Origin of the sequence: Bacillus sp. SJZ110 (genome assembly GCF_006715455.1) — a bacterium.
Classification (GTDB): domain Bacteria; phylum Bacillota; class Bacilli; order Bacillales; family Bacillaceae; genus Bacillus; species Bacillus subtilis.
In genome coordinates this window covers 1-25,839 of sequence record NZ_VFNF01000009.1, presented here as the reverse complement: position 1 = coordinate 25,839, position 25,839 = coordinate 1, and the positions used below count along the sequence as shown (strand labels likewise).

The following is a 25,839-nucleotide window of genomic DNA, read 5'->3' as shown; positions in this document are numbered from 1 at the left end:
CAAACATTCCTCAGAGTGCAGTTTTTCTTAAAAGCCGTTTAATTGTCTTTCTCTTACTTGCTCTCATTTTTTTCTGAGACAGGTTTAGAATCAGACTGAACTGTGAAGAAATGATAATAAACGAACTGAATGTATCCTTTTGGGAGGAGGTGAAAGGCATGAACAAAACAGAACTTATCAATGCGGTTGCTGAAGCAAGCGAATTGTCTAAAAAAGACGCTACAAAAGCAGTTGACTCTGTTTTTGATACGATCTTAGATGCACTTAAAAACGGTGATAAAATCCAACTGATCGGTTTTGGTAACTTCGAGGTGCGTGAACGTTCTGCACGTAAAGGACGCAACCCTCAAACAGGTGAAGAAATCGAAATTCCAGCAAGCAAAGTACCTGCTTTCAAACCAGGTAAAGCGCTTAAAGACGCAGTTGCCGGAAAATAATTGTGAATATAGATCGTGTATGCATCTAGCTTACATACACTTTATTTCTTCACAGAAAAGCCCCTTTCTAAGGGGCTTTTCATATTTCAAGAGCATGGGCTTCCTGACAGGGCATTCACTTTGCTTTTAGCGGGGCATATGTGCTAGAATCGAAATTAAATGTATTCATTGGTGGAGGACATAGAACATGAAAGAAGTTAATAAAGAGCAAATCGAACAAGCTGTTCGTCAAATTTTAGAAGCGATCGGAGAAGACCCGAATAGAGAAGGGCTTCTTGATACTCCGAAAAGAGTCGCAAAGATGTATGCCGAAGTATTCTCCGGCTTGAATGAAGATCCAAAAGAACATTTCCAGACTATCTTCGGTGAAAACCATGAGGAGCTTGTTCTTGTAAAAGATATCGCGTTTCATTCTATGTGTGAGCATCACCTTGTTCCCTTTTATGGAAAAGCACATGTTGCATATATCCCGCGAGGCGGAAAGGTCACAGGACTCAGCAAACTGGCACGTGCCGTTGAAGCCGTTGCAAAGCGCCCGCAGCTTCAGGAACGCATCACTTCTACAATTGCAGAAAGCATCGTAGAAACGCTTGATCCGCATGGCGTAATGGTAGTGGTTGAAGCGGAACACATGTGCATGACGATGCGCGGTGTAAGAAAACCGGGTGCGAAAACTGTGACTTCAGCAGTCAGAGGCGTTTTTAAAGATGATGCCGCTGCCCGTGCAGAAGTATTGGAACATATTAAACGCCAGGACTAATAAAGATAGAGGGTGCTATAAATGAACCAAAAGCATTCAAGTGATTTTGTCGTCATTAAAGCCGTTGAGGACGGAGTGAATGTGATCGGCCTGACAAGAGGAACAGACACAAAGTTTCACCATTCCGAAAAACTCGACAAGGGAGAAGTGATCATCGCTCAGTTTACAGAGCATACTTCTGCCATTAAAGTCAGAGGAGAGGCACTGATTCAAACCGCGTACGGAGAAATGAAAAGCGAAAAAAAATAAGCTGGCTGTCCCCGCTGTTAAAAGCAAATGCTCGCAAACAGCGGGAGGATACAGCCAATTTCTTTTTTTTATGCTATAATGATACCTGCGTAAGCGAATGAAAAGATAAAACTCATACATAGATTAAGAAATAAATGTGAATTTGGGGACAAGGGTGATATTTTTGCAAGACATCTACGGAACTTTAGCCAATCTGAACACGAAATTAAAACAAAAGCTGTCTCATCCTTATTTAGCGAAGCATATTTCTGCGCCGAAAATTGATGAGGATAAGCTTCTTCTTTTTCATGCTTTATTTGAAGAAGCTGACATAAAAAACAACGACAGAGAAAATTATATTGTAACAGCGATGCTTGTACAAAGCGCCCTTGATACCCATGATGAAGTGACGACAGCTAGAGTCATAAAACGAGACGAAAACAAAAACCGCCAATTGACTGTTCTCGCGGGCGATTATTTCAGCGGGCTGTACTACTCTTTACTATCTGAAATGAAGGATATCTACATGATTCGGACGCTTGCTACAGCCATTAAAGAAATCAACGAACATAAAATTCGTCTATATGACCGTTCTTTCAAGGACGAAAACGATTTTTTCGAAAGTGTCGGCATCGTTGAATCAGCTTTATTCCATCGTGTGGCGGAACACTTCAACCTCCCGCGCTGGAAAAAGCTGTCGAGTGATTTTTTTGTATTTAAGCGGCTTATGAACGGAAATGATGCATTTCTGGATGTGATCGGCAGTTTTATACAGCTGGGAAAAACAAAAGAAGAGATATTAGAAGATTGTTTTAAAAAAGCGAAAAACAGCATTGAGTCACTTCTGCCTCTAAATTCACCTATTCAGAACATTTTAATAAACCGTCTGAAGACAATCAGCCAAGATCAAACCTATCATCAGAAAGTGGAAGAAGGGTAAACCATTATGCAGGACTCAAAAGAACAGCGCGTACACGGAGTATTTGAAAAAATATATAAAAACTATGACCAAATGAACTCTGTCATCAGTTTTCAGCAGCATAAAAAATGGCGCGATAAAACGATGCGCATCATGAATGTAAAAGAAGGCGCAAAAGCACTTGATGTCTGCTGCGGAACGGCTGACTGGACGATCGCTCTTGCAAAAGCGGCCGGCAAAAGCGGCGAGATCAAGGGCTTGGATTTCAGTGAAAATATGCTGAGTGTCGGCGAGCAGAAAGTAAAAGACGGCGGATTCAGCCAAATTGAACTGCTGCACGGAAATGCGATGGAGCTTCCTTTTGATGATGATACATTTGATTATGTCACCATTGGCTTCGGACTCCGAAATGTCCCTGATTACTTGACTGTACTGAAAGAGATGAGACGTGTAGTGAAGCCGGGTGGGCAGGTGGTATGTCTGGAAACGTCCCAGCCGGAAATGTTCGGATTCAGACAGGCTTACTTTATGTACTTTAAGTATATTATGCCGTTTTTCGGGAAACTGTTTGCGAAGAGCTATAAAGAATATTCTTGGCTTCAAGAATCAGCCAGAGATTTCCCTGGAATGAAGGAACTGGCAGGCCTGTTTGAAGAGGCGGGCCTGAAAAATGTTAAATATCATTCGTTTACTGGCGGAGTCGCTGCCACGCATATCGGATGGAAATGAAAACACAGATGTTTGGGTGAATGATATGAAATTTAAAATGGCCTACTCTTTTTTAAATGACGATATTGATGTAATCGAAAGAGAACTTGAACAAACCGTACGTTCCGATTACCCGCTTTTAAGCGAGGCAGGTCTTCACCTGCTGCAGGCCGGAGGGAAACGTATTCGGCCTGTTTTCGTGCTGCTTTCCGGCATGTTTGGCGATTACGATATTAATAAGATTAAATATGTCGCCGTCACTCTGGAAATGATTCACATGGCATCTTTGGTCCATGATGATGTCATTGATGATGCGGAGCTTCGCCGAGGAAAACCGACAATCAAAGCAAAGTGGGACAATCGTATTGCGATGTACACAGGCGATTATATGCTTGCGGGATCTCTTGAAATGATGACGAGAATTAACGAACCGAAAGCCCATAGGATTTTGTCACAGACGATCGTTGAAGTTTGTCTAGGGGAAATTGAGCAGATCAAAGACAAATACAACATGGAACAAAATCTCAGAACGTATCTCCGCCGTATCAAAAGAAAAACGGCTCTCTTGATCGCGGTCAGCTGCCAGCTTGGTGCCATTGCGTCTGGAGCTGATGAGAAGATTCATAAGGCATTGTACTGGTTTGGGTATTACGTCGGCATGTCTTATCAGATTATTGATGATATTCTTGATTTTACTTCAACTGAAGAAGAACTGGGTAAACCCGTTGGAGGAGATTTGCTTCAAGGAAACGTCACATTGCCAGTGCTGTATGCCCTGAAAAATCCTGCATTAAAAAACCAGCTTAAATTGATTAACAGTGAGACAACGCAGGAACAACTTGAACCAATCATTGAAGAAATCAAAAAAACAGATGCAATTGAAGCATCTATGGCAGTAAGCGAAATGTATCTGCAGAAAGCTTTTCAGAAATTAAACACGCTTCCTCGAGGGCGCGCACGCTCGTCTCTTGCAGCCATCGCAAAATATATCGGTAAAAGAAAATTTTAATTTTTGTAGATATTAAGAAATTTCTCCGCCCCGGATTGATTAATTATCAGAAAGATGTTACGATTTCGGTGTGCAGTGTGAAAGCCTATACATACATAATGATGGGGTGGAGAATATGATGGAAAAGACTTTTATCATGGTGAAACCAGACGGTGTCCAACGTCAGCTCATTGGGGACATTTTATCTAGATTCGAACGTAAGGGCTTACAATTAGCTGGTGCCAAGTTAATGAGAGTGACTGAACAGATGGCTGAGAAACACTACGCCGAACATCAAGGAAAGCCTTTCTTCGGAGAGCTCGTTGAGTTTATTACTTCAGGACCTGTATTCGCAATGGTGTGGGAAGGCGAAAATGTCATTGAAGTGACGAGACAGCTGATCGGGAAGACAAACCCTAAAGAAGCTTTACCTGGTACGATTCGTGGGGATTATGGCATGTTTGTCGGAAAAAACATCATCCACGGCTCTGATTCTCTCGAAAGTGCAGAACGCGAGATTAACATTTTTTTTAAGAATGAAGAATTAGTATCATATCAGCAGCTTATGGCAGGCTGGATCTATTAATCATTGTGAAAATAAGTAACAGAGCCGGCATCATATAACGCCGCCGGTTTTTGATCTGTTTTGTAAAGGTTTACATTAAAGTGAATAAAGGGTTGAATGGCAGTGTGCATCAGACCTCTGCCTTTCCCAACGATCTAAAATCAGCTGAAAAGCTGATTTTTTTATTGAAACAATACAATTTCCTGATAAAACAAGCTATACTAGGACAAAAAGACAGCGAGACTGGGAGAGTAGAGATGGATACATACAGCGTATTTACAACGAAATGGAAACAATTAACCGGAGTCGATTTAACACTATATAAAGAAGCACAAATGAAGAGAAGGCTAACGTCACTTTATGAGAAAAAGGGGTTCCAAAGCTTTAAGGACTTTGCTGCGGCATTGGAAAAGGATCAAGCTCTCTTAAATGAAACATTGGACAGAATGACGATCAATGTTTCAGAATTTTATCGTAATTATAAAAGATGGGAAGTTCTTGAGACTGCAATTCTGCCGTTAATCAAGACCTCTAGGCCTTTAAAGATTTGGAGTGCCGCCTGCTCAACGGGGGAGGAGCCATACACGCTTGCCATGCTTTTGGACCAGCAAAAAGGTCTTCCGGGCTATCAGATTTTGGCGACGGATATTGATGAAAAAGCATTGGAAAAAGCGAAAAAAGGCGTTTATCAGGAGCGGTCTTTACAGGAAGTGCCGCTATCTGTGAAAGATTGTTATTTTACGCAAAACGCAAATAGAAGTTATGAAGTGAAACCGGAAATCAAAAAGCATATTACATTCAAAAAGCACAATTTGCTGGCGGATCGTTATGAACAAGACTTTGACTTAATCGTGTGCCGCAATGTATTTATTTATTTTACAGAAAGCGCGAAGGAAGAGCTGTATTTAAAAATGGCACATAGCTTGAAGAAGAATGGAGTTCTTTTTGTCGGCAGCACCGAGCAAATCTTCAATCCCGAAAAATTTGGCCTAGTCCCAGCCGATACATTCTTTTATCAAAAAAGATAGACTGACTTTTTGCTGAAAAATATGTTATAGTAGTCTTACTTAAAAGCGTTAATGCGATGAAGGGAGAAGAAGTCATGAGATATTTAACAGCCGGAGAATCACACGGCCCCCAACTGACAACCATTATTGAGGGTGTACCTGCCGGGCTTTACATAACGGAGGAAGATATCAATTTTGAGCTTGCCAGACGCCAAAAAGGACACGGCCGCGGCCGCCGCATGCAGATCGAAAAAGACCAGGCCAAAATTATGAGCGGGGTGCGCCATGCACGTACACTCGGTTCACCAATTGCTCTCGTAGTTGAAAATAACGATTGGAAGCATTGGACAAAAATCATGGGCGCCGCTCCAATTACAGAAGATGAAGAAAAGGAAATGAAGCGCCAGATTTCCAGACCGAGACCTGGGCACGCTGACTTAAACGGTGCAATTAAATATAATCATCGTGATATGAGAAATGTGCTTGAGCGTTCTTCAGCAAGGGAAACAACTGTCAGAGTGGCGGCAGGGGCTGTAGCTAAAAAGATTCTTTCTGAGCTTGGCATTAAGGTGGCGGGCCACGTGTTGCAAATTGGCGCTGTTAAAGCTGAAAAAACAGAATATACGTCAATTGAAGACCTGCAGCGCGTAACGGAAGAGTCTCCTGTCAGATGCTACGATGAAGAGGCAGGCAAAAAAATGATGGCTGCCATTGATGAAGCAAAGGCAAACGGAGATTCCATCGGCGGAATAGTAGAAGTCATTGTCGAGGGAATGCCCGTAGGCGTGGGCAGCTATGTCCATTATGACCGCAAGCTGGATAGCAAGCTTGCTGCCGCTGTTCTGTCAATTAACGCATTTAAAGGTGTGGAATTCGGCATCGGATTTGAGGCAGCAGGGCGAAATGGAAGCGAAGTCCATGATGAGATCATTTGGGACGAGGAAAAAGGATACACCCGTGCTACTAACAGACTTGGAGGACTGGAAGGCGGCATGACGACAGGGATGCCGATTGTTGTCCGCGGAGTCATGAAGCCGATTCCGACTTTGTATAAACCGCTGAAAAGTGTCGATATTGAAACGAAAGAACCGTTTTCTGCCAGCATTGAACGTTCAGACAGCTGTGCTGTTCCTGCGGCAAGTGTAGTCGCTGAAGCGGCTGTCGCTTGGGAAATTGCGAACGCAGTCGTTGAACAATTCGGATTAGATCAAATTGTCCGCATTAGAGAAAATGTGGAGAATATGAGAAAACTGTCGAGGGAATTTTAATGAAGACACTGCATGTTCAAACTGCTTCCTCGTCATATCCTGTTTTTATCGGACAAGGTATCAGAAAAAAGGCTTGCGAACTATTAACCTCTTTAAACAGGCCTTTAACAAGGATTATGCTTGTCACGGATGAAGAAGTGGACCGCCTGTATGGTGATGAAATGCTCCATTTGCTGCAAGAAAAATGGCCTGTGAAAAAAGTGACGGTACCGAGTGGAGAGCAGGCAAAATCCATGGACATGTACACAAAGCTGCAGAGTGAAGCGATTCGATTTCATATGGATCGCTCCTCATGCATCATTGCTTTTGGAGGCGGTGTTGTAGGAGATCTTGCTGGGTTTGTGGCAGCCACTTTTATGCGCGGCATTGATTTCATTCAAATGCCTACGACGCTCTTGGCGCATGACAGCGCAGTCGGAGGAAAAGTAGCCGTGAACCATCCGCTTGGAAAAAATCTAATCGGTGCGTTTTATCAGCCGAAAGCCGTGCTCTATGATACAGATTTCCTGCGTTCTCTGCCTGAAAAAGAGCTTAGGTCCGGAATGGCAGAAGTGATTAAACACGCGTTTATCTATGACAGAGCGTTTCTGGAGGAGCTGCTGAATATCCACTCACTGCGTGATATCACCAATGATCAGCTGAATGACATGATTTTTAAAGGCATTTCAATTAAAGCGTCTGTCGTTCAGCAGGATGAAAAAGAAGAGGGGATAAGAGCTTACTTAAACTTTGGGCATACGCTCGGTCATGCCGTTGAGGCGGAATATGGATACGGGCAGATCACTCACGGTGATGCCGTAGCCCTCGGAATGCAGTTTGCTTTATATATAAGCGAAAAGACTGTAGGCTGTGAAATGGACAGAAAACGTTTGGTCAGCTGGCTAAAAAGCCTGGGTTATCCAAGTCAAATCAGAAAAGAGACGGAAACTTCGGTTCTCTTGGACCGTATGATGAATGATAAGAAAACCCGTGGCGGGAAGATTCAGTTTATTGTGCTCAACGAATTAGGGAAAGTTGCTGATCATACATTTTCCAGAAATGAACTTGAGAGCTGGCTGAACAAATGGCGATTGGAGGAGACATCATGATGATTCGCGGAATTCGCGGAGCAACTACAGTTGAACGGGATACTGAAGAAGAAATTTTACAAAAAACAAAACAGCTGTTAGAGAAAATCATAGAAGAAAATCATACAAAACCGGAAGATGTTGTTCAAATGCTTCTTTCGGCTACACCTGATTTGCACGCTGTTTTCCCGGCAAAAGCTGTTCGTGAGCTTTCAGGATGGCAGTATGTACCGGTAACATGTATGCAGGAAATGGACGTAACAGGCGGTCTGAAAAAGTGCATAAGAGTCATGATGACCGTCCAGACAGATGTCCCTCAGGATCAGATCAGACATGTATATTTAGAAAAAGCCGTCGTATTGAGGCCCGATTTATCATTGACAAAAAATACTGAATTGTAATACGATAAGAATAGCTTAGAAATACACAAGAGTGTGTATAAAGCGATTAGAATGAGTTGAGTTAGAGAATAGGGTAGCAGAGAATGAGTTTAGTTGAGCTGAGACATGTATGTTTATTCTACCCAAAAGAAGTCTTTCTTTTGGGTTTATTTGTTATATAGTATTTTATCCTCTCATGCCATCTTCTCATTCTCCTTGCCATAAGGAGTGAGAGCAATGAATTTCCAATCAAACATTTCCGCATTTTTAGAGGACAGCTTGTCCCACCACACGATACCGATTGTGGAGACCTTCACAGTCGATACACTGACACCCATTCAAATGATAGAGAAGCTTGACAGGGAGATTACGTATCTTCTTGAAAGCAAGGACGATACATCCACTTGGTCCAGATATTCGTTTATCGGCCTGAATCCATTTCTCACAATTAAAGAAGAGCAGGGCTGTTTTTCGGCCGCTGATCAGGACAGCAAATCTCTTTACACAGGAAATGAACTAAAAGAAGTGCTGAACTGGATGAATACCACATACAAAATCAAAACACCTCAGCTTGGCATTCCTTTTGTCGGCGGAGCTGTCGGGTACTTAAGCTATGATATGATCCCGCTGATTGAACCTTCTGTTCCTTCGCATACAAAAGAAACAGACATGGAAAAGTGTATGCTGTTTGTTTGCCGGACATTAATTGCGTATGATCATGAAACCAAAAACGTCCACTTTATCCAATATGCAAGGCTCACTGGAGAGGAAACAGAAAACGAAAAAATGGATGTATTCCATCAAAATCATTTGGAGCTCCAAAATCTCATCGAAAAAATGATGGACCAAAAAAACATAAAAGAGCTGTTTCTCTCTGCTGATTCATACAAGACACCCAGCTTTGAGACGGTATCTTCTAATTATGAAAAATCGGCTTTTATGGCTGATGTAGAAAAAATCAAGGGCTATATAAAAGCAGGAGATATCTTCCAGGGTGTTTTATCACAAAAATTTGAGGTGCCGATAAAAGCAGATGCTTTTGAGTTATACCGAGTGCTTAGGATCGTCAATCCTTCGCCGTATATGTATTATATGAAACTGCTAGACAGAGAAATAGTCGGCAGCTCTCCGGAACGGTTAATCCACGTTCAAGACGGGCACTTAGAAATCCATCCGATTGCCGGCACGAGAAAACGCGGTGCAGACAAAGCTGAAGATGAGAGACTGAAGGTTGAGCTCATGAAGGATGAAAAAGAAAAAGCGGAGCATTACATGCTCGTTGATCTTGCCCGAAACGATATCGGCAGAGTAGCAGAGTATGGTTCTGTTTCTGTGCCGGAGTTCACAAAAATTGTTTCCTTTTCACATGTCATGCACATTATCTCGGTGGTTACAGGCCGATTGAAAAAAGGGGTTCATCCTGTCGATGCACTGATGTCTGCTTTCCCGGCGGGGACTTTAACAGGCGCACCCAAAATCCGTGCCATGCAGCTTTTGCAAGAGCTCGAGCCAACACCGAGAGAGACATACGGAGGATGTATTGCCTACATTGGGTTTGACGGGAATATCGACTCTTGTATTACGATTCGCACGATGAGTGTAAAGAACGGCGTTGCATCGATACAGGCAGGTGCTGGCATTGTTGCTGATTCTGTTCCGGAAGCCGAATACGAAGAAAGCTGTAATAAAGCCGGTGCGCTGCTGAAAACGATTCATATTGCAGAAGACATGTTTCATAGCAAGGAGGATAAAGCTGATGAACAGATTTCTACAATTGTGCGTTGACGGAAAAACCCTTACTGCCGGTGAGGCTGAAACGCTGATGAATATGATGATGGCAGCGGAAATGACTCCTTCTGAAATGGGTGGTATATTGTCTATTCTTGCTCATCGGGGGGAGACGCCAGAAGAGCTTGCGGGTTTTGTGAAGGCAATGCGGGCACACGCTCTTACAGTCGATGGACTTCCTGATATTGTTGATACATGCGGAACAGGGGGAGACGGTATTTCCACTTTTAATATCTCAACGGCCTCGGCAATTGTTGCCTCGGCAGCTGGCGCGAAAATCGCTAAGCATGGCAATCGCTCTGTCTCTTCTAAAAGCGGAAGCGCTGATGTTTTAGAGGAGCTAGAGGTTTCTATTCAAACCACTCCCGAAAAGGTCAAAAGCAGCATTGAAACAAACAACATGGGATTTCTTTTTGCGCCGCTTTACTATTCGTCTATGAAACATGTAGCAGGTACTAGAAAAGAGCTAGGTTTCAGAACGGTATTTAATCTGCTTGGACCGCTCAGCAATCCTTTGCAGGCGAAGCGTCAGGTGATTGGGGTCTATTCTGTTGAAAAAGCTGGACTGATGGCAAGCGCACTGGAGACGTTTCAGCCGAAGCACGTTATGTTTGTATCAAGCCGTGACGGTTTAGATGAGCTTTCAATTACAGCACCGACCGACGTGATTGAATTAAAGGACGGAGAGCGCCGGGAGTATACCGTTTCACCCGAAGATTTCGGTTTCACAAATGGCAGACTTGAAGATTTACAGGTGCAGTCTCCGAAAGAGAGCGCTTATCTCATTCAGAATATTTTTGAAAATAAAAGCAGCAGTTCCGCTTTATCTATTACGGCTTTTAATGCGGGTGCTGCGATTTACACGGCGGGAATTACCGCCTCACTGAAGGAAGGAACGGAGCTGGCGTTAGAGACGATTACAAGCGGAGGCGCTGCCGCGCAGCTTGAACGACTAAAGCAGAAAGAGGAAGAGATCTATGCTTGAAAAAATCATCAAACAAAAGAAAGAAGAAGTGAAAACACTGGTTCTGCCGGTAGAGCAGCCTTTCGAGAAACGTTCATTTAAGGAGGCGCTGGCAAGCCCGAATCGGTTTATCGGGTTGATTGCCGAAGTGAAGAAAGCATCGCCGTCAAAAGGGCTTATTAAAGAGGATTTTGTACCTGTGCAGATTGCAAAAGACTATGAGGCTGCGAAGGCAGATGCGATTTCCGTTTTAACAGACACCCCGTTTTTTCAAGGGGAAAACAGCTATTTATCAGACGTAAAGCGTGCTGTTTCGATTCCTGTACTTAGAAAAGATTTTATTATTGATTCTCTTCAAGTAGAGGAATCAAGAAGAATCGGAGCGGATGCCATATTGTTAATCGGCGAGGTGCTTGATCCCTTACACCTTCATGAATTATATCTTGAAGCAGGTGAAAAGGGGATGGACGTGTTAGTGGAGGTTCATGATGCATCAACGCTAGAACAAATATTGAAAGTGTTCACACCCGACATTCTCGGCGTAAATAATCGAAACCTAAAAACGTTTGAAACATCTGTAAAGCAGACAGAACAAATCGCATCTCTCGTTCCGAAAGAATCCTTGCTTGTCAGCGAAAGCGGAATCGGTTCTTTAGAACATTTAACATTTGTCAATGAACATGGGGCGCGAGCTGTACTTATCGGTGAATCATTGATGAGACAAACTTCTCAGCGTAAAGCAATCCATGCTTTGTTTAGGGAGTGAGGTTGTGAAGAAACCGGCATTAAAATATTGCGGTATTCGGTCACTAAAGGATTTGCAGCTTGCGGCGGAATCACAGGCTGATTACCTAGGATTTATTTTTGCTGAAAGCAAACGAAAAGTATCTCCGCAAGATGTGAAAAAATGGCTGAACCAAGCTCGTGTCGAAAAACAGGTTGCAGGTGTTTTTGTTAATGAATCAATAGAGACGATGTCACGTATTGCCAAGAGCTTGAAGCTCGACGTCATTCAGCTTCACGGTGATGAAAAACCGGCGGATGCTGATGCTCTTCGCAAGCTGACAGGCTGTGAAATATGGAAGGCGCTTCACCATCAAGATAACACAACTCAAGAAATAGCCCGCTTTAAAGATCATGTTGACGGCTTTGTGATTGATTCATCTGTAAAAGGGTCTAGAGGCGGAACTGGTGTTGCATTTTCTTGGGAATGTGTGCCGGAATATCAGCAGGCGGCTATTGGTAAACGCTGCTTTATCGCTGGCGGCGTGAATCCGGATAGCATCACAGGCCTATTGAAATGGCAGCCAGAAGGAATTGACCTTGCCAGCGGAATTGAAAAAAACGGACAAAAAGATCAGAATCTGATGAGGCTTTTAGAAGAAAGGATGAACCGATATGTATCCATATCCGAATGAAATAGGCAGATACGGTGATTTTGGCGGAAAGTTTGTTCCGGAAACACTCATGCAGCCGTTAGATGAAATAGAAACAGCATTTAAACAAATCAAGGATGATCCCGCTTTTCGTGAAGAGTATTATAAGCTGTTAAAGGACTATTCCGGACGGCCGACTGCATTAACATACGCTGATCGAGTCACTGAATACTTAGGCGGCGCGAAAATCTATTTGAAACGAGAAGATTTAAACCATACAGGTTCTCATAAAATCAATAATGCGCTAGGTCAAGCGCTGCTTGCTAAAAAAATGGGCAAAACGAAAATCATTGCTGAAACCGGTGCTGGCCAGCATGGCGTTGCCGCTGCAACAGTTGCAGCCAAATTCGGCTTTTCCTGTACTGTGTTTATGGGTGAAGAGGATGTTGCCCGCCAGTCTCTGAACGTTTTCCGCATGAAGCTTCTTGGAGCGGAGGTAGTGCCTGTAACAAGCGGAAACGGAACATTGAAGGATGCCACAAATGAGGCGATCCGGTACTGGGTTCAGCATTGTGAGGATCACTTTTATATGATTGGATCAGTTGTCGGCCCGCATCCTTATCCGCAAGTGGTCCGTGAATTTCAAAAAATGATCGGAGAGGAAGCGAAGGATCAGTTGAAACGTATTGAAGGCACTCTGCCTGATAAAGTAGTGGCATGTGTAGGCGGAGGAAGCAATGCGATGGGTATGTTTCAGGCATTTTTAAATGAAGATGTTGAACTGATCGGCGCTGAAGCAGCAGGAAAAGGAATTGATACGCCTCTTCATGCCGCCACTATTTCGAAAGGAACCGTAGGGGTTATTCACGGTTCATTGACTTATCTCATTCAGGATGAGTTCGGACAAATTATTGAGCCCTACTCTATTTCAGCCGGTCTCGACTATCCTGGAATCGGTCCGGAGCACGCATACTTGCATAAAAGCGGCCGTGTCACTTATGACAGTATCACTGATGAAGAAGCGGTGGATGCATTAAAGCTTTTGTCAGAAAAAGAGGGGATTTTGCCGGCAATCGAATCTGCCCATGCGTTAGCGAAAGCATTCAAACTCGCCAAAGGAATGGATCGCGGTCAACTCATTCTCGTCTGTTTATCAGGACGGGGAGACAAGGATGTCAACACATTAATGAAGGTATTGGAAGAAGAGGTGAAAGCCCATGTTTAAATTGGATCTTCAACCATCAGAAAAATTGTTTATCCCGTTTATTACGGCGGGCGATCCAGTTCCTGAGGTTTCGATTGAACTGGCGAAGTCACTCCAAAAAGCAGGCGCCACAGCATTGGAGCTTGGTGTTGCATACTCTGACCCGCTTGCAGACGGTCCGGTGATCCAGCGGGCTTCAAAGCGGGCACTTGATCAAGGAATGAATATCGTAAAGGCAATCGAATTAGGCGGAGAAATGAAAAAAAACGGAGTGAATATTCCGATTATCCTCTTTACGTATTATAATCCTGTGTTACAATTGAACAAAGAATACTTTTTCGCTTTACTGCGGGAAAATCATATTGACGGTCTGCTTGTTCCGGATCTGCCACTAGAAGAAAGCAACAGCCTTCAAGAGGAATGTAAAAGCCATGAGGTGACGTATATTTCTTTGGTTGCGCCGACAAGCGAAAGCCGTTTGAAAACCATTATTGAACAAGCCGAGGGCTTCGTCTACTGTGTGTCTTCTCTGGGTGTGACCGGTGTCCGCAATGAGTTCAATTCATCCGTGTACCCGTTCATTCGGACTGTGAAGAATCTCAGCACTGTTCCGGTTGCTGTAGGGTTCGGTATATCAAACCGTGAACAGGTCATAAAGATGAATGAAATTAGTGACGGTGTCGTAGTGGGAAGTGCGCTCGTCAGAAAAATAGAAGAATTAAAGGACCGGCTCATCAGCGCTGAAACGAGAAATCAGGCGCTGCAGGAGTTTGAGGATTATGCAATGGCGTTTAGCGGCTTGTACAGTTTAAAATGAGGTGACTGATTTGCGTATCAAAGAACATTTAAAACAGCTGAAGCCTTATCAGCCTGGAAAGCCGATTGAAGCAGTGAAATCAGAATATGGCTTGGATAAAGTGGTGAAGCTTGCTTCAAACGAGAATCCTTACGGCTGTTCAGAGGCTGCAAAAGAGGCGCTTCATCATGAGATTCAACAGCTTGCCCTTTACCCGGACGGGTATAGCGCCGCTTTGCGGACAAGGCTCAGTAAGCACCTCAATGTCAGCGAAACATCACTTATTTTCGGCAACGGTTCTGATGAAATCATACAGATCATCTGCCGGGCATTTTTAAACGATAAAACAAACACGGTTACTGCTGTTCCGACTTTTCCGCAATATAAACATAATGCGGTCATTGAAGGTGCTGAAGTACGTGAAATTGCACTTCGTCCCGACGGCTCACATGATTTAGACGCCATGTTAGAAGCCATCGACGAACAGACACAAGTCGTTTGGATATGCAGCCCGAATAATCCGACTGGCACTTATACATCTGAAGGAGAATTACTCGCATTTCTGGAGCGCGTTCCTTCACGTGTCCTTGTTGTTCTTGACGAAGCATATTATGAATATGTAACAGCAGAGGATTACCCGGAAACCGTGCCGCTCTTAAGCAAGTATTCCAATTTGATGATTTTGCGCACATTTTCAAAGGCATACGGTCTGGCAGCGCTCAGAGTCGGATACGGAATTGCTGACGAGAACCTGATTCGCCAGATTGAGCCGGCGAGAGAGCCGTTTAATACGAGCCGTCTGGGCCAGGCTGCGGCGATTGCCGCTCTTGATGATCAAGCGTTTATTGCTTCCTGTATCGAGCAAAATAATGCAGGCCTTCAGCAGTATTATGATTTTGCGAAAACTCATGGTTTAAAGTGCTACCCTTCACAGACAAATTTTGTGTTAATTGACTTTAAACGTCCTGCTGATGAACTGTTTCAGGCTCTGCTGGAAAAAGGCTATATCGTCCGGTCAGGAAATGCATTAGGTTTCCCGACATCACTCCGGATTACGATCGGAACAAAAGAGCAAAATGAAGAAATACTTGCCATTTTAGCTGAAATTTTATAAGAGGTGATCAAATATCACCTCTTTAGTCTATAAACCAGGTGATGACGTATGAATCAAATGAAAGATACAATATTGCTCGCCGGTCTCGGATTGATAGGCGGTTCGATTGCCCTAGCCATCAAAAAAAATCATCCCGGCAAACGGATTATCGGAATCGACATCTCTGATGAACAGGCGATAGCGGCATTAAAATTAGGCGTGATAGACGATCGTGCTGATTCGTTTATTAGCGGTGCGAAAGAGGCAGCTACAGTAATCATTGCGACGCCTGTCGAACAAACACTGGTTATGCTTGAAGAGCTGGCTCATTCAGGAATTGAACATGAGCTTTTGATTACGGATGTAGGAAGCACAAAGCAAAAAGTGGTTGATTACGCTGATCAAGTGCTGCCTAGCCGCTATCAATTTGTCGGAGGGCATCCGATGGCGGGTTCACATAAATCAGGAGTGGCCGCTGCGAAGGAGTTCCTGTTTGAAAATGCATTTTATATTTTAACGCCAGGCCAGAAAACGGACAAACAAGCTGTGGAACAGTTAAAAAACCTGCTGAAGGGGACGAATGCCCATTTTGTGGAAATGTCGCCAGAGGAGCATGATGGTGTTACAAGTGTAATCAGTCATTTTCCGCATATTGTAGCAGCCAGTCTTGTTCACCAAACCCATCATTCGGAAAACCTGTATCCGCTTGTTAAACGTTTTGCTGCCGGCGGGTTCAGAGATATTACAAGGATTGCATCAAGCAGCCCGGCAATGTGGCGGGATATTTTATTACATAATAAAGATAAAATCTTAGACCGTTTTGATGAGTGGATTCGTGAAATTGACAAGATCCGTACATATGTAGAACAAGAAGATGCGGAAAATCTATTTCGTTATTTTAAAACCGCCAAGGATTATCGCGACGGGCTGCCGCTTCGGCAGAAGGGAGCGATACCTGCATTTTATGATTTATACGTTGATGTGCCCGATCATCCAGGTGTAATATCCGAGATAACAGCGATCTTAGCTGCGGAGCGCATCAGTATCACGAATATCCGCATTATTGAAACACGAGAAGATATTAACGGGATTTTAAGGATCAGTTTTCAGTCTGATGACGACCGCAAAAGGGCAGAACAATGCATTGAAGCCCGGGCGGAATATGAAACTTTTTATGCTGATTGAGGTGGAAAAAATGAAACGAGAAAAGGTGCAGACCTTACATGGAGAAATACATATTCCCGGTGATAAATCCATTTCTCACCGCTCTGTTATGTTTGGCGCGCTAGCGGCAGGCACAACAACAGTTAAAAACTTTCTGCCGGGAGCAGATTGTCTGAGCACGATCGATTGCTTTAGAAAAATGGGTGTTCACATTGAGCAAAGCGGCAGCGATGTCGTGATTCACGGAAAAGGAATCGATGACCTGAAAGAGCCAGAAAGCCTTTTAGATGTCGGAAATTCAGGTACAACGATTCGCCTGATGCTCGGAATATTAGCGGGCCGTCCTTTTTACAGCGCGGTAGCAGGAGATGAGAGCATTGCGAAGCGCCCAATGAAGCGTGTGACTGAGCCTTTGAAAAAAATGGGGGCTAAAATCGACGGCAGAGCCGGCGGAGAATTTACACCGCTGTCAGTGAGCGGCGCTTCATTAAAAGGCATTGAATATGTATCACCTGTTGCAAGCGCGCAAATTAAATCTGCTGTTTTGTTGGCCGGATTACAGGCTGAGGGCACAACAACTGTCACAGAGCCCCATAAATCTCGGGACCACACTGAGCGGATGCTTTCTGCTTTTGGCGTTAAGCTTTCTGAAGATCAAACGAGTGTTTCCATTGCTGGTGGCCAGAAACTGACAGCTGCTGATATTTTTGTTCCTGGAGACATTTCTTCAGCCGCGTTTTTCCTTGCTGCTGGCGCGATGGTTCCAAACAGCAGAATTGTATTGAAAAACGTAGGTTTAAATCCGACTAGGACAGGTATTATTGATGTCCTTCAAAACATGGGGGCAAAACTTGAAATCAAACCATCTGCTGATAGCGGTGCAGAGCCTTATGGAGATTTGATTATAGAAACGTCATCTCTAAAGGCAGTTGAAATCGGAGGAGATATCATTCCGCGTTTAATTGATGAGATCCCTATCATCGCGCTTCTTGCGACTCAGGCGGAAGGAACCACCGTTATTAAGGACGCGGCAGAGCTAAAAGTGAAAGAAACAAACCGTATTGATACTGTTGTTTCTGAGCTTCGCAAGCTGGGTGCTGAAATTGAACCGACAGCAGATGGAATGAAGGTTTATGGCAAACAAACGTTGAAAGGCGGCGCTGCAGTGTCCAGCCACGGAGATCATCGAATCGGAATGATGCTTGGTATTGCTTCCTGTATAACGGAGGAGCCGATTGAAATCGAGCACACGGATGCCATTCACGTTTCTTATCCAACCTTCTTCGAGCATTTAAATAAGCTTTCGAAAAAATCCTGAAGTTTTACTTCAGGATTTTTTATGCAGATCATAATTTGAGGCAAAAAAACATAGCTTGTCTTATAGAGGGGATAGAAAAACGAAAAGGGGGGATGTGCTTTACTTACAAGCCGGCAGGTCAAAGAGCTGCTTTACTGTACAGAGGGCGATCTTCCTTTTTTCATTTTCTATCTCAAGATCTTTTGGTAAACTAATAAGACTCAATAATTCCCTTCCGTACAGAAGCATCTTATTTGCCGGGGGCATTCGTCTGAATTATGATAAGATTAACCCGAACAAATAAAGCTTTTTTGTATGGTTGATGTTGTATAGGAAAAGAAAGGACCGGTCCGATTTGAATACATTGATTCAAGAAGCCATAAAATTAGTTGAAGCAGGTGAAACAGAAAAAGGCCTCAACACGCTCTCGAAGGCTGAAAAACAGCTGCATGATGAAGATAAAGCCATTGCAGCCCAGCTTTATTACGAGTGGGGCGATGTAGAAAAAGCAATTTCACTGATTAGTGATCTACATGATTTATATCCAAATGAAACAGAACTGACGAATTTCTACGCTGAACTTTTAATAGATATTGACGAAGAAGAAAAAGCCCTCGCTGTGCTGGAGACTATTCCGGAAACAGATCCATCATATCCGGAAAGTTTGCTGCTTATGGCGGATCTTTATCAGATGCAGGGGTTATTCGAAGTCAGTGAACAAAAGCTTTTACAAGCAAAGTCCATTCTGGACAATGAACCTGTTATTGATTTTGCACTTGGAGAACTTTACTTTGCTCAGGGAGCCTATGCAAAAGCGGTTCAATATTTTAAAACAACGGCTGAGGAGCAGAGTGAGATCGGAGGCGTTAATGTCCATCAAAGACTGGCAGAATCGTTAAGTGCCTCAGGTGAATTTGAGGATGCCATTCCATGGTACGAGAAAGCTGTCGATGAGAATCCTGATCCTAATACGATTTTCGGCTATGGTTTTACAGCCTTACAGGCGGGGCTTGTGAAAACAGCTATTAAGCAGCTGTCTGATTTAAAGGAGCTTGATCCATCTTATACTTCACTTTATATGCCGCTCTCGAAAAGCTATGAAGCTGAAGGAATGTATGAAGAGGCATTAAAAACGGCAAAAGAGGGGATCAGATATGATGAATATAACAAAGAACTTTTCCTTTATGCCGCCAAAATGGCCTTAAAAATCGGGAAGTCAGAAGAGGGAAAAAAGCTGCTTCAGGAGGCGCTTGCGCTTGATCCGGGCTTTGTCGAGGCGCTTCATACACTTCTTGCCGTGTATCACAAAGAAGAGGATTATGATCAGATCATTGATCTTATTCAAGAGGTTCGAAGCTACGGTGAAGAAGATCCGAAATACAATTGGTATCTTGCAAGCGCATATACTGAATTAGAGCAATACGAGGAAGCAAAACAATCCTTTGAGGCTGCCTATCTTCATTACCGGGAGGATAGAGATTTCTTATATGAATACGCAAGCTTCCTATTAGAAGAAGGCCTTCAAAAAGAAGCGCTGCCGCTTTTGAAAAAGGTTCTTGAAATGGACGGAGCCAATGAAGAGCTGGAAGAAACGATTTTGCGAATCGAGGATGAATTTTCTAGATAAGCAGGAATATTAACCATTCATGTGGAACATATAAGTATATAGATTATACGAACGATAGAGGAGGGAATTACATGCAGACCCCTGTTTCTGTCAATGAGAAAAAAGATTTTATCCGTTGGTTTTTAAACCATTATCAGTTAAAGCGCCGAGAGTGCGTTTGGATCTTGAACTACTTAATGAGCCATGATTCTCTCATGGAGAAGGTTCATTTTGTGGAGCAGGCTGAATTTTGCCCGAGAGGCATTATAATGTCAACACATTGTGTTGAAGAAGTTCCGTTCCGGTTCTATAAAGAGAACGTCATGACTACCGACGCGGAAAAATCTTTTCATGATATTAGATTAAATAAACAGCAGGATTTGTTTATCCAGCTTAATTTCCGTTCGGCTTACAGCTCACCTGAATATGCGGCGGTGCTGGAGTCCAACCCGCATATTCCGAAAAACCTTTTTGAGAATAAAAAAGATCAGGGATTGGCGGAACAGATTTTAGAGCACGCTATTTCCACATTCCAAAGAGAAAAATTATTAAAAGACATTGACGAGGCGTTAGATCGTCATGATAAAGAGGCATTTGAACAATTATCGCGCCAATTAAATCAGCTCACATAATATGACCAGCCTTGCAGTGAATTGCAAGGCTTGTTGCCGTAAAGGGGGAGAACGATGAGGTGGAGAATCACTGATGCCAAGGACTATTTACAAGCTAAGGATTACATTGATACCGCTGTCATACCATTAATTAACATAAGGGTTAATAACCATTTTAAAATGGCGGCGGAGAAAGGCGAGTTTACGCAGCTTCTCTCAGAAGAACTTGAAAGGCAGTTAAAGGGACGGGTATATTTACTTCCGCCTTATACATATGTTGATAGAAATGAAATAACCGTTCAAGGGCTTAAGGATTTGCGGGAAGAGCTGATAACGGAATTTCCGCATGTTGTCCTGCTCACATCTGACGAAAGTTGGAGAGCTGAGGATGCGTTAGGCAAAATGATTGTTACACCTTCTGTTCCATTAGAGCATTTAAATGACTCTTTAAAAAGAAAAATATTGGATGAACGCACTGCTGAAATTTTGAACGTTTTGTTACAGTTATGGAGCACTTCATAAAAACACTTACATTTCCTTATGAACAATATTTTGGCTATATTGACCTTGCTGAGAGATTCATATATTATGAGGGTGTCTAGAGTTATTGCAATATTTTCTATTTTAGTCAGATTGCAGGGGTGACCTAGAGGGGGGAGAAGAGATGGGCGGAAAACATGATATATCCAGACGTCAATTTTTGAATTACACGCTCACAGGCGTAGGAGGTTTTATGGCGGCTAGTATGCTCATGCCTATGGTTCGCTTCGCACTCGACCCGGTATTAAAATCGACAGGGAAGCAGGATATGGTTCAGGTTGTCAGCGTTGATGAGTTGACAAAAGAGCCGCAGCGCTTTGATTTTAAAATTAATCAAGTCGATGCCTGGTATGAGTCAGAAGAGTCAAGATCAGCCTGGGTCTTCAAAAACGGGGATGAAATTGTAGCACTTTCGCCAATTTGTAAACATTTAGGGTGTACGGTGAACTGGAATAGTGATCCTAAAAACCCGAATAAATTCTTTTGTCCATGCCATTACGGACTCTATGAAAAGGACGGCACCAATGTCCCTGGCACGCCGCCGCTTGCGCCTCTTGATCATTATGAGCAAGAAGTAAAAGACGGCTTCCTGTATCTTGGAAAAGCAAAGCCTAAGGGGGAAGGGTGACATGCTGAACAAAATTTATGACTGGGTAGACGAGCGGCTTGATATTACACCGATGTGGAGGGATATTGCCGATCACGAAGTACCGGAACATGTGAATCCCGCCCATCATTTCTCTGCGTTTGTGTATTGCTTTGGGGGACTGACGTTTTTTGTAACCGTTATCCAAGTATTATCTGGAATGTTTTTAACGATGTATTATGTGCCTGATATCAAAAATGCCTGGGAATCGGTATATTATTTGCAAAATGAAGTGGCATTCGGCCAGATTGTCAGGGGGATGCACCACTGGGGTGCGAGCCTGGTCATTGTGATGATGTTTTTACATACGCTGAGGGTCTTTTTCCAAGGCGCGTATAAAAAACCGCGCGAGCTGAACTGGATTGTCGGTGTGCTGATCTTTTTTGTTATGCTCGGTCTTGGCTTTACAGGCTACTTGCTTCCTTGGGATATGAAGGCTCTGTTTGCAACAAAAGTCGGGCTGCAGATCGCCGAAGCCACGCCTTTGATCGGAACGCAAGTTAAAACGCTCCTTGCAGGGCATCCGGATATTGTAGGCGCCCAAACGCTGACTAGGTTTTTTGCGATCCATGTATTTTTTCTTCCTGCCGCATTGTTCGGGCTGATGGCTGCACATTTTATTATGATCCGGAAGCAGGGCATTTCAGGACCGCTTTAAACTCTTGATCTGCGAATAAAAGGGAGGGGATGACATGCACCGGGGCAAAGGGATGAAATTTGTAGGCGACTCAAGGATACCGGCTGAAAAAAAGCCGAATATACCGAAGGATTATTCGGAGTATCCCGGTAAAACAGAGGCTTTCTGGCCAAATTTCTTGTTAAAGGAATGGATGGTTGGAGCTGTCTTTCTCATCGGTTTTCTCGTTTTGACGATTGTGCATCAGCCGCCTTTGGAGCGGATGGCGGACCCGACTGATACTGGTTATATTCCGCTGCCGGATTGGTATTTTCTTTTCTTATACCAGCTGTTGAAGTATGAATACGCCGCCGGAAGCTTTACAGTGGTCGGCGCCATGATTATGCCAGGTCTCGCTTTTGGGGCCCTGCTTTTGGCTCCATTCCTAGACAGAGGGACAGAAAGAAGGCCGTGGAAGCGTCCGGTCGCTGTCGGTATGATGCTTCTGGCCATTTCCGCTGCTGTATTTTTGACGTGGCAGTCAGTTGCTACTCATGACTGGGCCAAGGCAGAAGAACAGGGGAAAATCACAAAAGAAGCCGACATTGACACCAATGCAGAAGGATATAAGGTTTTTAAGGAACAGGGCTGTATTTCTTGCCATGGGGATAACCTTCAGGGAGGAGCGGCCGGGCCTTCATTGGTTGACAGCGGGCTGAAACCGGATGAAATCAAAAAAATAGCTGTAGAAGGGAAAGGCAAAATGCCGGCGGGTGTGTTCAAAGGAAATGATAAGCAGCTCGAAGAACTTGCAAAATTTATTTCTGAAACAACCGCAAAATAACGTATTGTGAATTGTCAAATGGAAGGATATACTTTTATTATCAAAAGCTGACCCGGCGTCAGCTTTTTTATATGGACATATTATTTTTACAGACTGAGAGTTGATTCGATGTGAAATGGTTTCAATATGTATTAGGGCAGCGGCCGATGCTTATTCTTGTCTTAGCCATTAATTTTCTGGGAACGGTTTACGGCTACTATTGGTACTTGCCGCAGCTTTTGGAGACACCGGCCCGTTTCCTGATTTTTGTTCCGGACAGTCCGACAGCAACGTTTTTCTTTCTGTTTGTGCTGCTTGCCTTTCTCATGAAACGGAATGCTCCGCTTTTAGAGGCGCTTGCGCTAGTTACCCTCGTAAAGTATGGCCTATGGGCGGTGGCTATGAATTTTCTTGTGCTTGCAGTAACTGGTGACTTGCCGTGGGAGGGCTACATGCTAATTGCTTCGCATTTTGCAATGGCTGTTCAAGGCGTATTATACAGTCCGTATTTTCGTTTTTCATTTTGGCATCTTGCAATTGCTGCAGTCTGGACACTGCATAACGATGTCATTGACTACTTGTTTGATATGATGCCGCGGTATTCAATGCTTTCTGATTATATGACTGAAATAGGATACGGAACATTTTGGCTAAGCATCTTCTCAATCGCGCTTGCTTACTTTCTTGTGGTCTCAAAAAAGCAAACGAAGCTTGAGCTGATGTAAAGACAATGTTGGTCTATCCTTGTCCCTTTCTTCATATTCTGTAAGGAGAGAGAGTGGGAGGGACCTGCATGAAACGAAAGCTGACGATCTGTTTGTTGATTGCACTTATTTTTTATAATGGAAATGCCAAGGCTGCAGAGCGGGGAAGCCTCGAGGAATTGAATGATTTATCCGATACAGTCTTTCAAATGACCCGACAGGCGAAATATGAAGAGGCGCTTCAAGTCTTGGAGTATTTTGAAAAAACATTAAAATCCGCTGAGAAAAAACAGCAAGACCCCATGCTAACGGGAGCCCAAATTCGTCAAATCACATTGGGCTATAATGATATGGTTCGGAGTTTAAAGCAAGCTGATACATCAGACACACAAAAACTCAGAGCAGCCGCGCAGTTCAGGATGCTGATGGATGCGGTTGACAATCGGTCTGACCCGCTTTGGGGCTCACTGGAAAAACCGATTATGGAAGCTTTTACTGAGCTGAAGCGAGATGTCCAAAAGAATGGAAGCACAAGCTTTCATGAAAAATGGAATGAATTTATCAGTTTATATGACTTGATTTACCCCAGTCTTACAATCGATGTATCAGAGGATCAGCTTGAAACAGTCGGAAAACATATAGACGTCATTGAGCAAGAGGAATTTCAGCAAATGACAGAGAGCACGAAGCTTGAACGGCTTTCCCTTCTTCAGCATGACCTGAAAAATGTGTTTGACAGGGTGGAGGAGGATGATGCCGATCCGTCTTTACTCTGGGTGATGATTACAACCGGCAGTATCATCATTACTGCTCTTACCTATGTCGGTTACAGAAAGTACAAGGCGGAAAAAAACAAGCTGAAAAAAAGGGACTACCCTAAATAAGGATGAGGGGCGGCGGTCAGCCGCCTTTTTTCTATTACATGTCAGCGCGGAAGCGGATTTTTATTTTCATCAAGCGTAAATCCTTCTCCGAGCACATCGTGAACATCGCTTACCGCTACAAAGGCATGGGGATCAATGGAGTTAATCACGCTTTTCAGCATCACCAATTCGTTTTTCGGCACCACACAATAAAGTACATCTATATCCTCTTTTGTGTAGGAACCTTGTCCTTTCAAAATGGTGACGCCTCGTTCCATTTCTTCAAGAATCTTTTTCTGAATCAGGTCGTTTTTCGAAGAGATGATCGTAGCGCCTTTAGCAGCGTATCCGCCTTCCTGAATAAAATCGATTAATCTTGCCGCTACAAATACAGCTACCAGCGTATACATCGCTTCTTTATAGGAGAGATAAGTAAGCAAAGACAAAATGATGACGCAGGCATCGAAAGCAAACATCGTTCTGCCCATCGGGATCCCAAAATACTTATTCACTAAACGTGCGATGATATCAACACCGCCTGTCGTTCCGCCGAACTTGAAAATAATTCCCAGTCCGGCTCCGATGAATACGCCGGCAAATAAAGCGGCGAGCGCTAAGTCGTGCTGAAGGGGCATATGTATTTCATATCGCTGAAAGATGCTGAGGAACAAAGACAAGGCTACAGTGCCGACAAGGGTATAAACAAACATTGTCCTGCCGAGCAAACGCCAGCCAATAAAAAAAATCGGAATGTTCAACACCAGGTTCGAGATAGAGGGGCTGATGTGGAAAAGGGCATAAAGCAAAAGTGTAATACCTGTAAAACCGCCCTCAGCCAGATTGTTCTGCATATTGAAATGAACCAAGCCAAATGAAAAAATTGCCGCTCCGATTAAAATAAAAAATATGTTTTTTAATCTAATTTCTCCAAGCATCACACAAAACCCCTTTTCCTTCCATTAGATAGCGTTTATATTATAGTGGATGAAAAAGAAAACAGCAAACGTGCTTAAACATTTGTCAAACGTATCTGAATTAGCTAACATGTAAGAGGATGATAGGAGGTTTCGTTCAGTGAGTGATAAAACAATGAAAGACATACAGGCTGAAGTAGACCGTTACATCGGCCAATTTAAAGAAGGATATTTTAGCCCGCTGGCCATGATGGCGAGGCTGACTGAAGAACTGGGCGAGCTTGCCAGAGAAGTGAATCACCGTTATGGAGAAAAACCAAAAAAAGCGACTGAAGATGATAAAAGCATGGAAGAGGAAATGGGCGATGTGCTATTTGTATTGGTTTGTTTAGCCAACTCCCTTGATATCTCTTTAGAGGAAGCCCACGACCGAGTCATGCATAAATTTAATACAAGAGATAAAGATCGCTGGACCAGAAAAGAAGAAGGAAAGTAGAGGAGATCGAG

At 43.5% G+C, this 25,839-nt stretch carries 30 protein-coding genes; 29 read left to right on the top strand and 1 reads right to left on the bottom strand.

The window, feature by feature from the left end:
* Positions 1-158: 158 nt before the first annotated feature.
* The 28 genes from hbs (at position 159) to ypjB (ending at position 24,439) form a co-directional block, all read left to right on the top strand.
* Complete coding sequence (gene hbs, locus FB592_RS19765) at positions 159-437, top strand: non-specific DNA-binding protein Hbs (protein WP_003153447.1); 279 nt, start codon at positions 159-161, stop codon at positions 435-437.
* A gap of 187 nt (positions 438-624) precedes the next feature.
* Complete coding sequence (folE, locus tag FB592_RS19760) at positions 625-1,197, top strand: GTP cyclohydrolase I FolE (RefSeq protein WP_003225516.1); 573 nt, start codon at positions 625-627, stop codon at positions 1,195-1,197.
* A 21-nt stretch (positions 1,198-1,218) separates the two neighbouring features.
* Positions 1,219-1,446: a trp RNA-binding attenuation protein MtrB gene (gene mtrB / locus FB592_RS19755; RefSeq protein WP_003230576.1), complete on the top strand. Its 228-nt coding sequence runs from the start codon at positions 1,219-1,221 to the stop codon at positions 1,444-1,446.
* A gap of 163 nt (positions 1,447-1,609) precedes the next feature.
* The gene (gene hepS / locus FB592_RS19750) at positions 1,610-2,365 is read left to right on the top strand and encodes a heptaprenyl diphosphate synthase component 1 (protein ID WP_004398550.1); all 756 of its coding nucleotides are present in this window, start codon (positions 1,610-1,612) and stop codon (positions 2,363-2,365) included.
* A 6-nt stretch (positions 2,366-2,371) separates the two neighbouring features.
* On the top strand, positions 2,372-3,073 hold the full coding sequence (gene menG, locus FB592_RS19745) for a demethylmenaquinone methyltransferase (RefSeq protein WP_003230580.1): 702 nt from the start codon (positions 2,372-2,374) through the stop codon (positions 3,071-3,073).
* A gap of 25 nt (positions 3,074-3,098) precedes the next feature.
* On the top strand, positions 3,099-4,061 hold the full coding sequence (gene hepT, locus FB592_RS19740) for a heptaprenyl diphosphate synthase component II (protein WP_003246013.1): 963 nt from the start codon (positions 3,099-3,101) through the stop codon (positions 4,059-4,061).
* 115 nt (positions 4,062-4,176) lie between these two features.
* Positions 4,177-4,626, top strand: coding sequence for a nucleoside-diphosphate kinase (gene ndk, locus FB592_RS19735; protein ID WP_010886554.1), 450 nt, complete (start codon positions 4,177-4,179; stop codon positions 4,624-4,626).
* Positions 4,627-4,862: 236 nt separating this feature from the next.
* Positions 4,863-5,633: a protein-glutamate O-methyltransferase CheR gene (gene cheR / locus FB592_RS19730; protein WP_038429209.1), complete on the top strand. Its 771-nt coding sequence runs from the start codon at positions 4,863-4,865 to the stop codon at positions 5,631-5,633.
* 74 nt (positions 5,634-5,707) lie between these two features.
* Complete coding sequence (gene aroC, locus FB592_RS19725) at positions 5,708-6,880, top strand: chorismate synthase (RefSeq protein ID WP_141950051.1); 1,173 nt, start codon at positions 5,708-5,710, stop codon at positions 6,878-6,880.
* The gene (gene aroB / locus FB592_RS19720; RefSeq protein ID WP_021481545.1) at positions 6,880-7,968 is read left to right on the top strand and encodes a 3-dehydroquinate synthase; all 1,089 of its coding nucleotides are present in this window, start codon (positions 6,880-6,882) and stop codon (positions 7,966-7,968) included. The genes aroC and aroB overlap by 1 nt, the downstream gene beginning before the upstream one ends.
* A complete protein-coding gene (gene aroH, locus FB592_RS19715) occupies positions 7,965-8,348 on the top strand; it encodes a chorismate mutase (protein ID WP_004398675.1) in 384 nt (127 codons plus the stop codon). The genes aroB and aroH overlap by 4 nt, the downstream gene beginning before the upstream one ends.
* 216 nt (positions 8,349-8,564) lie before the next feature.
* A complete protein-coding gene (gene trpE, locus FB592_RS19710) occupies positions 8,565-10,112 on the top strand; it encodes an anthranilate synthase component I (RefSeq protein ID WP_038828583.1) in 1,548 nt (515 codons plus the stop codon).
* Positions 10,084-11,100: an anthranilate phosphoribosyltransferase gene (trpD, locus tag FB592_RS19705; RefSeq protein ID WP_014480124.1), complete on the top strand. Its 1,017-nt coding sequence runs from the start codon at positions 10,084-10,086 to the stop codon at positions 11,098-11,100. The genes trpE and trpD overlap by 29 nt, the downstream gene beginning before the upstream one ends.
* Entirely contained in the window at positions 11,093-11,845 is a 753-nt protein-coding gene (gene trpC / locus FB592_RS19700; protein ID WP_003230601.1) for an indole-3-glycerol phosphate synthase TrpC, read from the top strand. The genes trpD and trpC overlap by 8 nt, the downstream gene beginning before the upstream one ends.
* Before the next feature lie 4 nt (positions 11,846-11,849).
* Positions 11,850-12,497: a phosphoribosylanthranilate isomerase gene (locus FB592_RS19695; RefSeq protein ID WP_077671391.1), complete on the top strand. Its 648-nt coding sequence runs from the start codon at positions 11,850-11,852 to the stop codon at positions 12,495-12,497.
* Positions 12,478-13,680 carry a tryptophan synthase subunit beta gene (gene trpB / locus FB592_RS19690; protein WP_015383968.1) on the top strand — a complete coding sequence of 401 codons (1,203 nt, stop codon included), beginning with the start codon at positions 12,478-12,480 and terminating at the stop codon, positions 13,678-13,680. The genes FB592_RS19695 and trpB overlap by 20 nt, the downstream gene beginning before the upstream one ends.
* On the top strand, positions 13,673-14,476 hold the full coding sequence (gene trpA, locus FB592_RS19685; RefSeq protein WP_003230608.1) for a tryptophan synthase subunit alpha: 804 nt from the start codon (positions 13,673-13,675) through the stop codon (positions 14,474-14,476). The genes trpB and trpA overlap by 8 nt, the downstream gene beginning before the upstream one ends.
* 10 nt (positions 14,477-14,486) lie before the next feature.
* Complete coding sequence (gene hisC / locus FB592_RS19680; RefSeq protein WP_038828587.1) at positions 14,487-15,569, top strand: histidinol-phosphate transaminase; 1,083 nt, start codon at positions 14,487-14,489, stop codon at positions 15,567-15,569.
* A gap of 48 nt (positions 15,570-15,617) precedes the next feature.
* The gene (locus FB592_RS19675) at positions 15,618-16,733 is read left to right on the top strand and encodes a prephenate dehydrogenase (RefSeq protein WP_141950049.1); all 1,116 of its coding nucleotides are present in this window, start codon (positions 15,618-15,620) and stop codon (positions 16,731-16,733) included.
* A 10-nt stretch (positions 16,734-16,743) separates the two neighbouring features.
* On the top strand, positions 16,744-18,030 hold the full coding sequence (aroA, locus tag FB592_RS19670; RefSeq protein ID WP_070549197.1) for a 3-phosphoshikimate 1-carboxyvinyltransferase: 1,287 nt from the start codon (positions 16,744-16,746) through the stop codon (positions 18,028-18,030).
* A 334-nt stretch (positions 18,031-18,364) separates the two neighbouring features.
* On the top strand, positions 18,365-19,636 hold the full coding sequence (locus tag FB592_RS19665) for a tetratricopeptide repeat protein (protein WP_021481536.1): 1,272 nt from the start codon (positions 18,365-18,367) through the stop codon (positions 19,634-19,636).
* A gap of 71 nt (positions 19,637-19,707) precedes the next feature.
* On the top strand, positions 19,708-20,247 hold the full coding sequence (locus FB592_RS19660) for a ReoY family proteolytic degradation factor (RefSeq protein WP_015251820.1): 540 nt from the start codon (positions 19,708-19,710) through the stop codon (positions 20,245-20,247).
* A gap of 54 nt (positions 20,248-20,301) precedes the next feature.
* Complete coding sequence (locus FB592_RS19655; protein ID WP_014480115.1) at positions 20,302-20,748, top strand: YpiF family protein; 447 nt, start codon at positions 20,302-20,304, stop codon at positions 20,746-20,748.
* A gap of 142 nt (positions 20,749-20,890) precedes the next feature.
* A complete protein-coding gene (locus FB592_RS19650) occupies positions 20,891-21,394 on the top strand; it encodes a Rieske (2Fe-2S) protein (RefSeq protein ID WP_003230627.1) in 504 nt (167 codons plus the stop codon).
* A gap of 1 nt (position 21,395) precedes the next feature.
* Complete coding sequence (gene qcrB / locus FB592_RS19645; RefSeq protein WP_003225560.1) at positions 21,396-22,070, top strand: menaquinol-cytochrome c reductase cytochrome b subunit; 675 nt, start codon at positions 21,396-21,398, stop codon at positions 22,068-22,070.
* 34 nt (positions 22,071-22,104) lie between these two features.
* Positions 22,105-22,872, top strand: a complete 768-nt coding sequence (locus tag FB592_RS19640; RefSeq protein WP_003225562.1) for a menaquinol-cytochrome c reductase cytochrome b/c subunit — start codon at positions 22,105-22,107, stop codon at positions 22,870-22,872.
* Positions 22,873-22,982: 110 nt separating this feature from the next.
* Entirely contained in the window at positions 22,983-23,576 is a 594-nt protein-coding gene (gene lhaT / locus FB592_RS19635) for a lipoprotein heptaprenylglyceryl N-acetyltransferase LhaT (RefSeq protein WP_167568130.1), read from the top strand.
* Positions 23,577-23,644: 68 nt separating this feature from the next.
* Complete coding sequence (ypjB, locus tag FB592_RS19630) at positions 23,645-24,439, top strand: sporulation protein YpjB (protein WP_015251822.1); 795 nt, start codon at positions 23,645-23,647, stop codon at positions 24,437-24,439.
* 41 nt (positions 24,440-24,480) lie between these two features.
* Here the strand turns inward: ypjB and FB592_RS19625 are convergent, their stop codons facing one another.
* A complete protein-coding gene (locus FB592_RS19625) occupies positions 24,481-25,353 on the bottom strand; it encodes a YitT family protein (RefSeq protein ID WP_003230635.1) in 873 nt (290 codons plus the stop codon).
* A gap of 139 nt (positions 25,354-25,492) precedes the next feature.
* Here FB592_RS19625 and FB592_RS19620 point away from each other — a divergent pair, with 139 nt between their 5' ends.
* Positions 25,493-25,828, top strand: coding sequence for a nucleotide pyrophosphohydrolase (locus FB592_RS19620; RefSeq protein ID WP_004398044.1), 336 nt, complete (start codon positions 25,493-25,495; stop codon positions 25,826-25,828).
* The last annotated feature ends 11 nt before the right edge of the window (positions 25,829-25,839 follow it).

What these genes read in the sequence shown, in the direction of transcription:
- qcrB (WP_003225560.1), top strand. Translation starts at nt 21,396, where the DNA reads ATGCTGAACAAAATTTATGACTGGGTAGACGAGCGGCTTGATATTACA.
- FB592_RS19625 (WP_003230635.1), bottom strand. Translation starts at nt 25,353, where the DNA reads ATGCTTGGAGAAATTAGATTAAAAAACATATTTTTTATTTTAATCGGA.
- aroC (WP_141950051.1), top strand. Translation starts at nt 5,708, where the DNA reads ATGAGATATTTAACAGCCGGAGAATCACACGGCCCCCAACTGACAACC.
- trpC (WP_003230601.1), top strand. Translation starts at nt 11,093, where the DNA reads ATGCTTGAAAAAATCATCAAACAAAAGAAAGAAGAAGTGAAAACACTG.
- trpE (WP_038828583.1), top strand. Translation starts at nt 8,565, where the DNA reads ATGAATTTCCAATCAAACATTTCCGCATTTTTAGAGGACAGCTTGTCC.
- ypjB (WP_015251822.1), top strand. Translation starts at nt 23,645, where the DNA reads ATGAAACGAAAGCTGACGATCTGTTTGTTGATTGCACTTATTTTTTAT.
- trpB (WP_015383968.1), top strand. Translation starts at nt 12,478, where the DNA reads ATGTATCCATATCCGAATGAAATAGGCAGATACGGTGATTTTGGCGGA.
- FB592_RS19675 (WP_141950049.1), top strand. Translation starts at nt 15,618, where the DNA reads ATGAATCAAATGAAAGATACAATATTGCTCGCCGGTCTCGGATTGATA.
- FB592_RS19650 (WP_003230627.1), top strand. Translation starts at nt 20,891, where the DNA reads ATGGGCGGAAAACATGATATATCCAGACGTCAATTTTTGAATTACACG.
- hbs (WP_003153447.1), top strand. Translation starts at nt 159, where the DNA reads ATGAACAAAACAGAACTTATCAATGCGGTTGCTGAAGCAAGCGAATTG.
- aroH (WP_004398675.1), top strand. Translation starts at nt 7,965, where the DNA reads ATGATGATTCGCGGAATTCGCGGAGCAACTACAGTTGAACGGGATACT.
- trpA (WP_003230608.1), top strand. Translation starts at nt 13,673, where the DNA reads ATGTTTAAATTGGATCTTCAACCATCAGAAAAATTGTTTATCCCGTTT.
- FB592_RS19640 (WP_003225562.1), top strand. Translation starts at nt 22,105, where the DNA reads ATGCACCGGGGCAAAGGGATGAAATTTGTAGGCGACTCAAGGATACCG.
- folE (WP_003225516.1), top strand. Translation starts at nt 625, where the DNA reads ATGAAAGAAGTTAATAAAGAGCAAATCGAACAAGCTGTTCGTCAAATT.
- menG (WP_003230580.1), top strand. Translation starts at nt 2,372, where the DNA reads ATGCAGGACTCAAAAGAACAGCGCGTACACGGAGTATTTGAAAAAATA.
- mtrB (WP_003230576.1), top strand. Translation starts at nt 1,219, where the DNA reads ATGAACCAAAAGCATTCAAGTGATTTTGTCGTCATTAAAGCCGTTGAG.
- trpD (WP_014480124.1), top strand. Translation starts at nt 10,084, where the DNA reads ATGAACAGATTTCTACAATTGTGCGTTGACGGAAAAACCCTTACTGCC.
- ndk (WP_010886554.1), top strand. Translation starts at nt 4,177, where the DNA reads ATGATGGAAAAGACTTTTATCATGGTGAAACCAGACGGTGTCCAACGT.
- aroB (WP_021481545.1), top strand. Translation starts at nt 6,880, where the DNA reads ATGAAGACACTGCATGTTCAAACTGCTTCCTCGTCATATCCTGTTTTT.
- cheR (WP_038429209.1), top strand. Translation starts at nt 4,863, where the DNA reads ATGGATACATACAGCGTATTTACAACGAAATGGAAACAATTAACCGGA.
- FB592_RS19655 (WP_014480115.1), top strand. Translation starts at nt 20,302, where the DNA reads ATGAGGTGGAGAATCACTGATGCCAAGGACTATTTACAAGCTAAGGAT.
- aroA (WP_070549197.1), top strand. Translation starts at nt 16,744, where the DNA reads ATGAAACGAGAAAAGGTGCAGACCTTACATGGAGAAATACATATTCCC.
- FB592_RS19660 (WP_015251820.1), top strand. Translation starts at nt 19,708, where the DNA reads ATGCAGACCCCTGTTTCTGTCAATGAGAAAAAAGATTTTATCCGTTGG.
- hepT (WP_003246013.1), top strand. Translation starts at nt 3,099, where the DNA reads ATGAAATTTAAAATGGCCTACTCTTTTTTAAATGACGATATTGATGTA.